Raw genomic sequence first — 13533 nt, 5'->3', positions numbered from 1 at the left:
AGCAAATTCCTTAATATTTGTAGCTACCGTCGTTCTGCTGCTTGTTAGCAGAGATACCGCAAATGAATCGTGGTATTACAAACTGTACCTAGCTTCACACATTGGAATGACACCACCTTGGTGAACTAAAATTTAACGTTCGTACAGTTGTGCAACCGGGCTTAAATTTTCCTAATTATGATTTAAACACTACAAACTTCTAGAGTATAAACCATTTGAAATAATATAAAAAATATACTATAATTAAGTATAGTAAATGTGAGTAAGTCAGTTATGATAAAAATATCAACTCCACAAATAAAGAATCTAGAACCTTCAAAGCCGTCTACCCAGTGGGCTAACAAAGATGAGAAAATCTTTGAAAAAGAGAAGCATCAGTTAATCTATCGTGCTTTCCTAGATACTTTAGAGAATCCGGAGAAGCAAACACAACAGGAGATAAATAAAATACAAGAGAAGCTGCAAGAAAAACTCTCAGAGCAGGAAACACAAAAATTAAGGTGTGAGCAGCAGTCACTAGAGGAACTGTTAAACCAACTAAAGAATGGAGATGAAAAGAAGATTTTTACTTTTGTACTTAAGAATAGTGGAAAGATATTCAACGATGTTAGTCCAAAAATAAAACCACTCAGTGAAGAGGATTTTTCCCAGTTTTTACTTTCTGTATTTAAAGAAATTAGAGAAAAAAAATTAGCTAGTGAAGAGAATTTAAAGAATGGTGAAATAGAAAAAGTCGTAGCTGAGTGTATCAGTAAAGAAGTTTGGCATCAGTTTACTGACTTTACTAAACACCAGATACCTGGTAGAAGATTGTTAGAAAAAATACTAGGTTTTGGAAAAGTTCTAAGTGTTGAAAAAAAAGAAGACGAACCAATACTTAGTGATAAAGAAATGGTGATAACGTTCTTACGTAAATCTTTACTACCTATTATTGCTTTAACAGCTACAATGTTATTCATCGGCTCAACTTCATTATTCGGTATTCCCTACTTTGTAACAATAGGACTTGCTGTTTTTTGTTTTGCTACTGCTGAATATAGTGCGATAAAAAGCCTCTTTTCAAATAATAAACCAGGTACTTTATATAACCCTCACCCACAAGAAGAAGAAAAGAAAAAAGAACAATGGAATGAGAAATTTTTTGATGGCATTAATAAAATTTTAGAACCCCAAGGTAAGGGAGCTGAAAAGAGTGAGCAATCTGCTGTAATAACTGAAGAGCAATCTATTCAAGAAAAAGTGAAAGAAAATGCACCATTTACTAAACTGAAAGGAAACACTACAAATCAACAAAGTAAAAACCAAAGTTCTCAGAATGTGAATGCCCCTAGCTTATAACTCAGTTCCACCTATTGTGATCGAATCAACTTTGAGTGTTGGTTGACCAACACCAACAGGTACATTCTGCCCGCCTTTCGAGCATGTGCCAACACCTGGATCCAACTCTAAGTCGTTGCCAACCATGGACACTTTTCTCAGCACTGTAGGACCGTCACCAATGAGCGTTGCTCCTTTAACTGGCTGCGCAATTTTGCCATTTTCTATTAAATAAGCTTCTGAAGATGAGAAAACAAACTTTCCTGATGTTATATCAACCTGCCCACCACCAAAATTTACTGCATACAGACCTTTCTTCACGCTAGATATTATTTCTTCTGGCATATGCTTTCCTGGCAACATATAGGTATTTGTCATGCGTGGCATAGTAACTTCTTTATAATTCTCCCTTCTACCATTACCAGTTGGATTTACACCCGTGAGTTTAGCATTCATATGATCCTGCATATATCTTTTGAGGATCCCATCCTCTATTAATACATTATAACCAGGCGGAGTACCTTCATCATCTATGCTAATAGAACCACGTAAATTAGGTAGGGTTCCATCATCAACTATAGTGATGCCACTAGCTGCCACTTGTTTGCCTATAGAATGTGAAAATGCTGAGACTCCTTTGCGATTAAAATCGCCTTCAAGGCCATGACCTACAGCTTCATGTAACAATATTCCTGGCCAGCCTGGACCGAGAACAACCGTCATCTCTCCAGCTGGAGTTGGAATTGCCTCAAGATTTACTAATGCTTGTTCTAACGCTTGGTTTGCAACTTTTTTCCACCCTTTCTCGGAAATAAACTTACTATAAGAATCTCGTCCTCCGTGCCCTGCAGAACCCCTCTCAATTCGGCCATTTTTCTCTACAATGACTAGCACATTAAAATGCACTAGAGGCCTGACGTCGCTTAATCTGTGATCACCCTTTATTATTTGTATAACCTGCCATTCTCCACTTAGGGTTATTTTTACTTGCTTCACGCAGTTATTCTTGGATCTTACATACTCATTAACCTCATTAAGCAGCTTAATCTTTGAATTCAGATCTATTTCATTTATGGGGTTAATTCTCAAGTATAGGTTTTTTGTCCCTTCGTCTAAGTTTATTGAATTTGTTTTATTTAAAGACACCGAACTTTTAACAATAGAAGCAGCATTATTAATTTCTCTTTCACTAATCTCAGAAGAACAAACAAAAGACGTACTATCCTTACAAAAGGACCTTAAACCAAACCCTCTTCTGGTATTCAAATCCATGTGTTTTAACATGTTATCATCAAAAACCAAAGACTCTGACTGGCAAAATTCTAAAAATAGCTCACCACCATCACTATTGTTCAAAGCGTTATTGACTATTTTATATATGTTATTAATATTAACATTATTCTGAGCAAAAAATATTTGATCTAGGTTTATATTATCTAGCATTACCTTTGAACTAAAAATTATTTAAGTATATTATTTAATTTTAATATAGCAAACTACAAAAAGCCCGGGTGGCGGAATTGGTAGACGCGCTAGCTTCAGGTGCTAGTAACTTTTCAAGTTGTGGAAGTTCAAGTCTTCTCTCGGGCACCCTTAGTCTCCATATTGTTTTTTGAATGAATTAATGCTATAATATAACATATTAATTAAGCTTAAATTTATGAGTGGTGAGGAAGAGAAGCTTGCTTACAGAAAGAAAATACGAACTTATTCAAAATGCTTAGTTATTACACCACTACCTTTTTCATTGGATATATAGCGGCATCAGTATTTAGTATTTCTATCTTAAGTCTATATTTTAGTATTGCTGGCACTATATCAAGTGCACTCTCATTTGCCTTAAATATATGGCCATTAAACGACCATTTTCAAAAGCAGGACCTTAATAAGCAATCCGGTATAAAAAACATTCAGGAACAAAAGAAACTAACAAAGATTCGCTTTGATATTATAGCTAATATTTTTTTTCTAATAGGGGAAATTACACATATATTGCCTCTCAAATCTTCTATTATCCCTTTTATTTCCACTACCTTTTTCATTTTAGAATGTGTTATTATGGCGACAATATAGTTCGGGCTATAGTTAGTGAGCCACAGGTAGAAAAGGGGCTTGAAAAACAATATTTAGTAGGTAATGCTGCACAGTAGTCTAAGTGCTAATAAATTAACCCATTTGACTTATATAGAAATATTAGTTGTTATATTAATAATTTAACAATAAAAGAAGTTAATACCATGGTAGATTTTATAAGTTCTTCCGATTACTATTCAGATTTTCTTGGCGAAAATACTAGTTATACAGTATATGAGCTTAACGAGACAACCAAGAGCTTACAGACTAGTACACATGTAGTTAAACACAATGAACCAAGTTTTCCCGGCAATTATTCAAATTTTTTTGACAAAAGCACCAGTTATATAGTGTCTAAGCCCAATGAAAATAATTAAGGACCTACAAGTGATTTATATACGGTAGTCAAGCACAGTGAAAATGGTTTGATACTGAAGAATACATCAGAAACACAATTTGGCACTATGGACAGATACATAATGCTCAACTTAAAATCCTCACTAATAAAAGAGTGGATGGAAGTAAGTAACATAGACAGGTTGCATATAAGTAGCCGTTATGAGATTGAAAAGGTAAATTTGCCTCGGATGAAAAAGAATTAGTATTTGTATTCAAGACACTTTTACCTGAATATAGTTCACAAGAATACAAAGTAATTAAAATTAAAAAATTTTAAGCTTACTGGTAAATAGGAGTATTTAGTACTACTATTTTAATAAGCAAATTTGCAACATACTTTGTTTATTCAATTAATAACAAGTTGGTATAAAGCATATTTTTAAAGCGGTCGACAAGGAAAGTAGCATTCAGACAAATAATATTTACTTTAAAGCTACCTGTTTCCCTTTTACAAAAAATTTCTTGTAAAATTTAGCAAACATAATCACCAACGCACTATCTGCAGTAACGTTTGCACCAGTAATAACTGGATTAAGAATCACGTAAATTGCAGTTATTAATGACAACATAATCGGAGAAAACCTCAAATATCCCTCAAGAATCCTAGAATCACAATTATATCACTGCCTGGTGCTGCAGTAGTAAATTTCAGTAAAAGAAAACATAACTAAGAAACATACAATGCTCCCATATTGTTAACGATTGAGTACCAAATGACTCTATAATTAACAAAGCTAGAATAATAAAACAGAAACAATTGCCAACGGAATTGGTACTTGTAATTATAGGAACCATAGAATCCACTATATTACGTTTTTTTACATTTTTTCTACTTCCCTCTAAAATAACAGGTATTGTAGCATCACTAGACAATGTTGCAATTGCTGTTACTAGTGCAGTTAGCATATTTCCATGCTACCTAGCCAATCCTTTACTCTAAAAGAAACTTGCAACTCCATATAACAATATAGCACAAATATAGATAATAATTATCATAATAATAAAGATTGCAATACAGCTCTTGAAAAGAGTTGATAATATTTCGTCATGTTGCAATTTTAAGAAAAACCTAATATTATAGATACAATAGGAATTAATACTCTCTTAAGAAGAAAGAACGCCATATCTACTAATTCTTTAGTGATAATGTCACTCTTTTGTGGAATAATTTTATGTACAGTTGTCCCAGCAATAAACCCAAGTAAATAGAGCCTGAAAATTTGAGGTTAATGTTGGCAATTTAGATTTCCATGAACTGCTCAGCACATTTTGCAGCATTCTATATTATGAATTAATATGAAAATTTTGTACAATAATATAGCCTGTAGGGTAACCAATAAGGCTTGAAAACAAACTTGACAAGAAAATTGCTGCCAATAGTAATACTACGAACTTAATTGCTGCATTTTTAGGTTATTAATGCTATTGAATATAAAAGAAAAGATAATAAAAGGCATTGTAAAGCTTAAAATTTTTTTAATATTTAAGCTCACCGAGTATAAAAAAACCTTTACATTAACAGGAACTAAATTTCCAAATAAAAGTGAAGAAATAAAAACAATGAGCAGCAGTAGCAACATATCTAGCGTAACAATCGATAAAGGCTAGCCTACTTTAAATTTTCATAAATAAGAATGAACATTTGTCTTTTTGCAAAATTTCTGTAAGGCTTAATTACAAAACTTTAATGAAGTCCAGCATTGGTAACAGGAAATATAATCTGTTTAAAAATTTTTATTCAGTAATTTATTTATCAAAGGTATTATTTTTACCTATAGTAAAGTAGATTAGAATGAAGTCTATCTTATTAACAAGGCCTTTATCAGATTCACTAAATACAAGAAGCACGCTAAAGAAATATGGGTATAAAGTATATATAGAACCAGCATTCACAATAAAGCATCTGCAGCCTGACATATCTGCATATGAATTTGATGTGGTAATATCCACAAGCAAGAACAGCGTGAAAGCATTTAGCCAAATATGCAGGGTAGATGATCTTCCAATCATTACAGTTGGTAATTCGACTATGCAAACTGCAAAGGATTCAGGGTTTTCTGATATTATATCAGCAGACAGCAATGTTGAAGGGCTGATATCGTTCGTAAAAAATTACTACTCAAGAGCAGTAAAGTTCCTATATATAAGGGGGCAAGAAGTATCATGTGACTTGAAAAAGAGATTATTTGAAGAAGGCTTTAACGTAAGAGAAGTTATACTCTATAAGACAATTATTAAAAGGGGACTAACTAATAGGTGCAAAAATTTACTGTCAGGTGGTAAAATTAATAGTGTTGCTTTTTTCTCCTCACAGACAGCAAGAATATTCTGTTCTTTAGTTCTAAAAAGTGGTTTATCTAACGTAATGGATAATATAACTGCATATGCTATGAGTAAGAATATTGTTGACAGCTTAAAGCCAATCAAATGGAAAAAAATTATAACATCGAGACTGCCTACTCAAGAGAATTTAATTGACATAATTAATAAGGATTGCTGATGCTAAAAATTGCAACTTGGAATGTAAACTCTATACGCAAGAGGGTTGACCAGCTCTGTAGTTTTATAGTCGATGATCAGATAGATATAATTTTACTGCAAGAGATAAAATGTACGGAAGAGCAATTTCCTTACGTAGAAATAGAGAAGTTGGGATATGAATGCATCGTCTATGGGCAGGTCGCAAGAAATGGCGTTTGTGTTCTATCTAAGCATCCGATATTAGAGAAATTTAAAATTGACATTGTAGAAGGTTATCAGGAAGCTCGCTACATAGAGTGCTTAATAAAACACAATAATCAAAAGATAAGAGTAGGTAGCATATACGTTCCAAATGGTCAAAGCCTGGGCTCTCATGTATTTGAATATAAACTCAAGTTTCTTGATAACCTACATGAAAGAATGGACAATTTGCTAAAGAATGAGGAGTTAATTGTTATAGCTGGCGATTATAACGTTGCATCAGATGAAATTGACGTTTTTGATCCAACTTTATTGAATGGCCAAGTGTGTTTTCATATAAAAGAACGTGAGAAGTTAAAAGCAATCTTGAACCTTGGATTTAAAGATGCATTTAGAATGTCTCACCCAAACTTACAACAGTTTAGCTGGTGGCGCTATCAAGGTAATTCATTAAGAAATAATCAAGGAATGCGAATAGATCATATGCTGTTATCACCACAAGCAGTTGATAGGTTGGAAATATGCTACATAGACGACAGGCTGCGCAAACTGGAAAATCCATCAGATCATACACCTATTGTGTGCATTATGGAGTGGTAATTTCCCTTGAAGAGTAAAAGGCAAGACTTAATCTGACAGACAAGGTATAGCAGAATATAATCTCAGAATACATTATTTCCGGTACTCTTATAAATTTTTTGCCATTAGACAACAGATTCTAGTGTCACACGCTACCATTTGTTGTTGCGAATTATCTTACAAAGTAAATGTTCGTACAGTTATGTGCTAACTACTTGGCTTAATGGACTTTAAACTGCAACTAACCTTTAGCCTTAAATATTTAAAAATTTACTAATGAGAAAAAAGGCAAAAGAAACCCCATGTTAGATAGTCTTTACTCTTTAATCCTGCAAATTGGCGTACTATACTGTCTTAAACGCTTTATAAGCGAACTTCAGCCTATATAGGTAAAAACCTAGAAATGTTGTGAAGACATAAGGTACATATAGTGCAAAAAATTAAACATAAGATGCCAACTACGTGATACTTCGTCATTTAATCTGCACAGATTGAAGACAACTGAATATCTTCAGTGCTACGGGGGCTGAAAAAGCTTGTCAAAGATTTTTTCGTTTCTATGCACTACTATGCCTCTATAATACAAGCAAAATAAACTGTGTATTTTTTCAATAAATTGACTATGCTAAAGGCATGCAAAAACGTCATATAACCATTTATCTTATACTACTTCTCATAATGGGTATATTATTCTTAGTACGCCCTATGGTTTTTCCGTGTTTAATGTCTATCGTCGTTGCATATCTATTTAATCCGCTAGTAATAAAGTTTGAAAAGTATGGAATACCACGCCTTTATTCTGTAATTTTCATAATATTTGTCCTGCTGATGGTTCTCATACTAGTTGTTACATTTGTTTTACCTATTATATATGTTGAAATTACCTCAATATTAAATTTTTTAGTAAGTAAAGTATCCTCATTAAATCCTAAAGTTATCCCATCCGTACTAGAACTTCTTAATATAAAGATTGACAATGATTTGTTTGATCACCTATCTAAAAATTTAGCAGAAAATTACAGTGACTATGTATCTTATTTCATAAATGCTTTTAATATTGCCAGTAACTTTATAACCCAGATGCTAAGTTCGAGCTTCAGCTTAATCCATATAGTATCATTAGTAGTGATCACTCCGGTAATGTTCTTCTATATATTGCGCGATTGGCCTCTCATTGTAGAAAAAGTTAATAAATTAGTTCCTATTCCTTATAGAAAAAAAGTTGCAGATTATTTTTCAAAAGTGGATTTTATTATGTCTAATTACTTGAAAGGGCAGGCAAATGTGTGCATTGTTATGACAACTTTTTATTCTATAGGCCTTAGCATAATTGGATTGAAACATTCTATTGCTATTGGAATTTTATCAGGGACACTAACATTTATACCTTACATAGGACCATCATTATATACTATTATTGGATTTTTGAGCGCCGCTACTCAATTTAGCGGGTGGTTTGAAAGTATTGCTATTCTACTATTATTTGGTATCGGGCAGTTAATAGATACAAATATACTAGCTCCTTTATTAGTAGGAAAAAAGGTTCATATACATCCAGCTATAATCATTATCGGAATTACCATATGTGCTTCATATTTGGGACTTATAGGAATATTACTTTTTGTTCCAATAATAGCAATATTTAATGTATCAGTAGGATGTGCAATCGACCAATATCTTAAAAGTGAGTTTTATAAAAGCGGCTAACAGACTTTTCATACAACCAACTCATGATAAGGAGAAATGAACCATAGAATGCCTGAGGTACCTGAAAAAGGCGAGCAAATTTTGACACAAAGATTATTAATCAGAGACACAAGATATTTAATATGCAACTGAGTCTATTTAACAATAATCAGGTTAATTATAGTCGGCAAAATTACATCATTTTAGATGAGAATAAGCATATATATAATGCAGTAATTAATGATTTATCTTGGAAGTACCTGTTTCTCTTTGGACCTAAAGGCTCTGGTAAAACTCACCTTGCTCACATTTGGCAGTCAATAAACAATGCAATTTTTATCAATGTGAACAACTTTATAAGTGAGATTAGATATAGCGACGCTTTTATTTTAGAAGATGTACAAGATATCCAAGATGAAGTAACGCTATTACACTGTTACAACTATATGAAAGAAAATAACAAGAGGTTGCTAATTACTTCCTCAACTTCACCAAAAAGACTTAATTTTAAATTGAAAGATTTAAGCTCCCGCATATTATCAATTATTAGCGCAAAAATTCCATCTGCAAGCGAGGAATTATTACGAATTATGTTGATAAAACGATTTTCAGACAAACAGTTGAAAATTGATCTGAAAGTGATTAATTATATTTTAGCAAGAATAGAGCGTTCCTTTTGTAGCATTAATAGAATTATAGAGAAAATAGATAATGGACCTATAGGATCAAATGTTACCATTCCTTTTGTTAGCACCTTACTAAAAAAGGATACTATGTAATTCCTTTTTTTGCAAAGCATTTTTTGCATATACCAAAAATTTATTAACATCTGTGACACTGATATCATTGAAATCTCCGCTTATTTATGCCAAGAGTATAAAAATATTATATCATAATAAATATGGACAGATATGGTTAGGAGGCAGCATATTATAGCAGGGCTCACTTTGTTAAGATGTTTTCTGCAGATTTGACGTTATAATTTAATCATGGTAAGAGCAAGATCGAATCTAAAAAAAAGGTTAAGACGAAGGTTTATTATGCTTATCATATTGGTAAATACTTTATTTATTTCGTATTTTTTAATAAGGAATATGGGCAACATTTCCAATCAAATGATAGTAAAAGAAATAAATATAGGAGCTGATAATGAAAGATAAGCAGTTACATAATAAAAAAGAAAATCTTTACATCACATATTACATAGATGCTTTAGTGTCAGAAAGGTCCGCTACACAAAATACTTTAGAAAGTTATCGTTCGGATTTACATCAACTTGAAGATTTTCTGCTGAAAAGTGGTACTACTTTGGTTGGTGCAAGCAAAACTAATATTAAAGATTATGTGAAGTCTCTATGCACACAAAAAAAATACAAAAGTAGTTCTATATCAAGAAAAATATCTGCCATGAAAAATTTTTATAAGTGCCTATTTAATGATGGAATAATAGATTCCAACCCAGCTCCAGCTAACGATGACGAATTAAAAAATCCAAAGGTTTTTCGTCCTTTGCCTAAGTATCTAAGCGTTAAAGAAATGCTTTTGCTGATAGATACAGTTAGAAAATCAGCGAACGAATCGAATAAAGAGATAAATAGTAGAAGGTTATGCGCTATTTTAGACATCCTCTACTCTTCTGGCATGCGTATCTCTGAATTAATTAGCATGAAATTATGCGAAGTGTCACACTTATTAAACAGTAGTGACAAAGAATGTTATATAATAATAAAAGGAAAAAGCAGTAAAGAAAGGCAAATCCTCTTTAATGAGCAAGCATTGCAGAGCCTTAGAAATTATTTGTTAGCCCGTGATAATCTGATTTCCGATGGAAAGGAATCTGATTGGTTGTTTCCAGGTAGCAAACCTAATAAGCCAATTACAAGACAGAGAATCGGTCAGTTGGTTAAGGAATTAGCGAAAAAATGCAATATTGATGAAAATAAAATCTCCCCACATGTGATTAGACACTCCTTTGCTACTCATCTACTAGATAGTGGAGCAAGCATTATGCTGATACAGAAAATTCTTGGACACACTAACCTTTCTACAACACAAATATACACTCATATTGCTAACAAAAAATTAAAGGATAAATTAGCTAATTCACACCCTATCACTCAGATAATCAATAGTTAAACTTGTTGTTTTTAATTTATAGTAAAGTTAAATTCAAATAAGTTTATTTGGGAACAGGCTTTTGTGATTTCAAGTTTATTGTTTAATTTCTTTCTTATACTATGGGAAATGCTCTATACTTTGATTGCTCTTCCTGTAATTCTCTTTCCTACACGGGTGATAACTATTTTTCTTGCCTGCTCAGTAAGGGTTGTATTGCTTATGCTTCGTTTACTATGTGGAATTGAATACGAAGTTAGGGGAATGGAAAATATTCCAAAATATCCCTTTATAATTGCCTCTAAACACCAATCTCCACTTGAAACATTTATCTTTATACTTTTATTTAGAAATGCAGTTTTTATTTTAAAACGTGAACTGAAGTGGATTCCTCTCATTGGCTTGCATCTCATGGCGCTTAGAATGATTTTTATTAACCGTTCAAATGGCATCAATGCCATGCGCCATATCATCAAGCTAGCAAGAGTGCGTATAGCAGAAAATAGAAGTATAATAATATTTCCTGAAGGTACCAGAACAGCTGCAAAGCAAAAAACAAAATATCAACCAGGTATTGCTGCTTTGTACAGTGTGTTATCTGTTCCTGTATTACCAGTCGCTTTAAATACAGGTTTGTTTTGGCCAAAGAGCATACTTTCTATGAGAAGGAATCCCGGAAAGGCAGTAATAGAGATATTGCCTCCAATATATCATGGGTTAAACAAAAATGAGTTCTTGAAAAATTTAGAAAAAACTATTGAAGAGAGAAGTAACAAACTAACTGCAAAGAAAAACTAGTATTGCAAATCAGTAAGAAGATTTTATAATGAAAGAAGAGTATAGTGTTTTAGGTATTGGTATATGGTAAATCATAAGAATGCTAAAAAGATGATAAAGGCAATAGCAAAGCGCACTTTAATAAATAAAATGCGCAAAAGTAAAACTCACACTGCTATTAGAAAATTGGTTGATATAATTAAGTCTGGCAATAAAGAAAATGTCACTCCAGCGTTTCGAAGCGCTGAGTCTAGTTTACACAAGTGTGTTAGTAAAGGTGTTATCCATAAAAATACTGCTGCACGTAAAATAAGTCGCTTGAATGCAAAAGTAAAAGCATTGATGACCGCTTAACGTGATTAATGCAAAGTTAACCGTTCAATTTGTATGCTTTACACAAAACTCAAGTAGCTTAAATGATGAATAAAAAAGCGTTATTGGAACTAAGCAATGGATTAAAAATTGAGTTACCCGTATTAAGCGGAACAATGGGTTATGATGTATTAAATATTAAAGATTTATATAAGGTCACAGGGTTACTCACCTACGACCCAGGGTTTGTTTCCACGGCTTCATGTTCTTCCGCAATTACATTCATTGATGGAGATGAAGGAATCCTTAGATATAGAGGGCATGATATAGCTGATTTAGCACAAAGCAATGATTTTACTGCTGTAATTTATTTACTACTCTATGGTAAATTACCTAATCTAGAGCAACACAAAAAATTTTTCCTAAAAATACAAGAATTATCTAAAGTACCAGAGCAGGTTGTAAATGTAATAAAAGCATTTCCAAAAACTGCTCACCCTATGTCAATTTTGATTGCGTGTTTTGCAACTTTGTCAGCGCTTTACCATGAGAGATATGGTAACAATGTCAGTAATGAAACCCTAGATTTTGGAATCTCTGCAATAGCGCAGGTTCCTGCAATTATTGCAATGGTCTATAGACATACCAATGACCAGGAATTCATAGATACTGACAATGAATTAAACTATAGTAAAAGCTTCTTAAGGATGATGTTTGGTAATGCTCTTGATAACGATAAAAGCACCCTTTTTGCAAAAGCCTTGGACAAAATATTTACTCTTCATGCTGACCATGAGCAGAATGCATCAACAGCAGCTGTTAGGGTGGTAGGATCGGCTGGTTCTAACTTATTTGCATGCCTTTCTGCAGGGGTTGCTACACTCTGGGGACCTGCGCATGGCGGAGCTAACGAGTCAGTTATAAATATGTTAAAGGAGATAGAACAAAGCGGAAATGTAGATAAATTTATTGAAAAAGCTAAAGATGATAAAGACCCGTTTAAATTGATGGGATTTGGGCATCGTGTTTATAAAAATTACGATCCACGCGCACGCATATTAAAAGATGCTTGTGATGAGATTTTAAATAAACTAGAACAAAATAGTAAACTGCTTAAGATTGCAAAAGAACTTGAAAAAATAGCTTTAAAAGATGAGTATTTTGTTGTGCGTAAGTTATACCCAAATGTTGATTTCTATTCAGGTATAATAATGAATGCTATTAATATTCCTCCAAGTATGTTCACACCTATTTTTGCGCTTGCAAGAACTACTGGTTGGGTTACTCAGTGGTATGAAATGACAAATGATAAAGAAACTAAGATTTGCAGACCAAGACAGCTCTATGTTGGTAAATGAGCCTTCATTTGCAGGTAGTGGTGTAGCAGAAAAAACTTTAAGCAAGCACAACCATTAAATTAAAGTAGATTAAACGTAGCTATAGAATGACAGAAACGGTGTTTGCAAATAAACATAAAACTCACTTTACAGACCTTAAGAACCCCTTATATGGGGATTTTTAGGCCTAAAATTTATCTTTAATCTTTATTTAAGTGACAAAAGCACATTATTAAACTAGGTGTGTTATGTTTAA

The 13533-nt window shown here is 32.8% G+C and carries 15 protein-coding genes and 1 tRNA gene; 13 read left to right on the top strand and 3 right to left on the bottom strand.

The window, feature by feature from the left end; genetic code table 11:
* Positions 1-258: 258 nt before the first annotated feature.
* Positions 259-1338: a hypothetical protein gene (locus CCY16_RS02595; protein WP_088979768.1), complete on the top strand. Its 1080-nt coding sequence runs from the start codon at positions 259-261 to the stop codon at positions 1336-1338.
* Here the strand turns inward: CCY16_RS02595 and tldD are convergent.
* Entirely contained in the window at positions 1333-2760 is a 1428-nt protein-coding gene (gene tldD / locus CCY16_RS02590) for a metalloprotease TldD (protein ID WP_088414733.1), read from the bottom strand. The two genes, CCY16_RS02595 and tldD, sit on opposite strands and share 6 nt — an antisense overlap.
* Positions 2761-2822: 62 nt before the next feature.
* Here tldD and CCY16_RS02585 point away from each other — a divergent pair.
* From CCY16_RS02585 to CCY16_RS02575, 3 genes are all read left to right on the top strand, one after another.
* Positions 2823-2907 (top strand) — tRNA-Leu (locus CCY16_RS02585).
* 126 nt (positions 2908-3033) lie between these two features.
* On the top strand, positions 3034-3390 hold the full coding sequence (locus tag CCY16_RS02580; RefSeq protein WP_342742179.1) for a hypothetical protein: 357 nt from the start codon (positions 3034-3036) through the stop codon (positions 3388-3390).
* Between the two features lie 164 nt (positions 3391-3554).
* Positions 3555-3767, top strand: coding sequence for a hypothetical protein (locus CCY16_RS02575; protein WP_088414731.1), 213 nt, complete (start codon positions 3555-3557; stop codon positions 3765-3767).
* Positions 3768-4211: 444 nt separating this feature from the next.
* Here the strand turns inward: CCY16_RS02575 and CCY16_RS05515 are convergent, their stop codons facing one another.
* Together CCY16_RS05515 and CCY16_RS06905 are read right to left on the bottom strand one after the other, a co-directional pair.
* A complete protein-coding gene (locus CCY16_RS05515) occupies positions 4212-4358 on the bottom strand; it encodes a hypothetical protein (protein ID WP_179946033.1) in 147 nt (48 codons plus the stop codon).
* Positions 4359-4437: 79 nt separating this feature from the next.
* Entirely contained in the window at positions 4438-4695 is a 258-nt protein-coding gene (locus CCY16_RS06905) for a cation:dicarboxylate symporter family transporter (RefSeq protein WP_088414729.1), read from the bottom strand.
* Between the two features lie 513 nt (positions 4696-5208).
* On the opposite strand from CCY16_RS06905, the gene CCY16_RS02565 reads away from it, so the two are divergent.
* The 9 genes from CCY16_RS02565 to CCY16_RS02525 all read left to right on the top strand — a co-directional run bounded on the left by CCY16_RS02565 (position 5209) and on the right by CCY16_RS02525 (position 13298).
* Positions 5209-5397, top strand: a complete 189-nt coding sequence (locus tag CCY16_RS02565; RefSeq protein ID WP_088414727.1) for a hypothetical protein — start codon at positions 5209-5211, stop codon at positions 5395-5397.
* Between the two features lie 184 nt (positions 5398-5581).
* Positions 5582-6289 (top strand): uroporphyrinogen-III synthase, encoded by a 708-nt coding sequence (locus CCY16_RS02560; protein WP_088414725.1) that lies wholly within the window; start codon positions 5582-5584, stop codon positions 6287-6289.
* Positions 6289-7071 carry an exodeoxyribonuclease III gene (locus CCY16_RS02555; RefSeq protein ID WP_088414723.1) on the top strand — a complete coding sequence of 261 codons (783 nt, stop codon included), beginning with the start codon at positions 6289-6291 and terminating at the stop codon, positions 7069-7071. Before CCY16_RS02560 ends, CCY16_RS02555 begins: the two co-directional genes overlap by 1 nt.
* Before the next feature lie 612 nt (positions 7072-7683).
* The gene (locus tag CCY16_RS02550; protein ID WP_088414721.1) at positions 7684-8757 is read left to right on the top strand and encodes an AI-2E family transporter; all 1074 of its coding nucleotides are present in this window, start codon (positions 7684-7686) and stop codon (positions 8755-8757) included.
* A gap of 122 nt (positions 8758-8879) precedes the next feature.
* Complete coding sequence (locus CCY16_RS02545; RefSeq protein ID WP_088414719.1) at positions 8880-9515, top strand: DnaA ATPase domain-containing protein; 636 nt, start codon at positions 8880-8882, stop codon at positions 9513-9515.
* Between the two features lie 370 nt (positions 9516-9885).
* Positions 9886-10872: a tyrosine recombinase gene (locus CCY16_RS02540; RefSeq protein ID WP_088414717.1), complete on the top strand. Its 987-nt coding sequence runs from the start codon at positions 9886-9888 to the stop codon at positions 10870-10872.
* 201 nt (positions 10873-11073) lie between these two features.
* On the top strand, positions 11074-11649 hold the full coding sequence (locus tag CCY16_RS02535; RefSeq protein ID WP_245800734.1) for a lysophospholipid acyltransferase family protein: 576 nt from the start codon (positions 11074-11076) through the stop codon (positions 11647-11649).
* Positions 11650-11712: 63 nt separating this feature from the next.
* Positions 11713-11982 carry a 30S ribosomal protein S20 gene (rpsT, locus tag CCY16_RS02530; protein WP_088414713.1) on the top strand — a complete coding sequence of 90 codons (270 nt, stop codon included), beginning with the start codon at positions 11713-11715 and terminating at the stop codon, positions 11980-11982.
* Between the two features lie 65 nt (positions 11983-12047).
* Positions 12048-13298 carry a citrate synthase gene (locus CCY16_RS02525; protein WP_088414711.1) on the top strand — a complete coding sequence of 417 codons (1251 nt, stop codon included), beginning with the start codon at positions 12048-12050 and terminating at the stop codon, positions 13296-13298.
* Positions 13299-13533: the final 235 nt, after the last annotated feature.

It is taken from the genome of Wolbachia endosymbiont of Wuchereria bancrofti (assembly GCF_002204235.2).
Taxonomy (GTDB): Bacteria; Pseudomonadota; Alphaproteobacteria; order Rickettsiales; family Anaplasmataceae; genus Wolbachia.
Note: the sequence above shows the minus strand (reverse complement) of the source record. Positions and strands in the feature narration are given on the sequence as shown.

What these genes read in the sequence shown, in the direction of transcription:
- CCY16_RS02555 (WP_088414723.1), top strand. Translation starts at nt 6,289, where the DNA reads ATGCTAAAAATTGCAACTTGGAATGTAAACTCTATACGCAAGAGGGTT.
- CCY16_RS02565 (WP_088414727.1), top strand. Translation starts at nt 5,209, where the DNA reads ATGCTATTGAATATAAAAGAAAAGATAATAAAAGGCATTGTAAAGCTT.
- CCY16_RS02535 (WP_245800734.1), top strand. Translation starts at nt 11,074, where the DNA reads ATGCTTCGTTTACTATGTGGAATTGAATACGAAGTTAGGGGAATGGAA.
- rpsT (WP_088414713.1), top strand. Translation starts at nt 11,713, where the DNA reads ATGGTAAATCATAAGAATGCTAAAAAGATGATAAAGGCAATAGCAAAG.
- CCY16_RS02545 (WP_088414719.1), top strand. Translation starts at nt 8,880, where the DNA reads ATGCAACTGAGTCTATTTAACAATAATCAGGTTAATTATAGTCGGCAA.
- CCY16_RS02550 (WP_088414721.1), top strand. Translation starts at nt 7,684, where the DNA reads ATGCAAAAACGTCATATAACCATTTATCTTATACTACTTCTCATAATG.
- CCY16_RS02540 (WP_088414717.1), top strand. Translation starts at nt 9,886, where the DNA reads ATGAAAGATAAGCAGTTACATAATAAAAAAGAAAATCTTTACATCACA.
- CCY16_RS02560 (WP_088414725.1), top strand. Translation starts at nt 5,582, where the DNA reads ATGAAGTCTATCTTATTAACAAGGCCTTTATCAGATTCACTAAATACA.
- CCY16_RS02580 (WP_342742179.1), top strand. Translation starts at nt 3,034, where the DNA reads ATGCTTAGTTATTACACCACTACCTTTTTCATTGGATATATAGCGGCA.
- CCY16_RS02575 (WP_088414731.1), top strand. Translation starts at nt 3,555, where the DNA reads ATGGTAGATTTTATAAGTTCTTCCGATTACTATTCAGATTTTCTTGGC.
- CCY16_RS02525 (WP_088414711.1), top strand. Translation starts at nt 12,048, where the DNA reads ATGAATAAAAAAGCGTTATTGGAACTAAGCAATGGATTAAAAATTGAG.
- tldD (WP_088414733.1), bottom strand. Translation starts at nt 2,760, where the DNA reads ATGCTAGATAATATAAACCTAGATCAAATATTTTTTGCTCAGAATAAT.
- CCY16_RS05515 (WP_179946033.1), bottom strand. Translation starts at nt 4,358, where the DNA reads ATGTTGTCATTAATAACTGCAATTTACGTGATTCTTAATCCAGTTATT.
- CCY16_RS06905 (WP_088414729.1), bottom strand. Translation starts at nt 4,695, where the DNA reads ATGCTAACTGCACTAGTAACAGCAATTGCAACATTGTCTAGTGATGCT.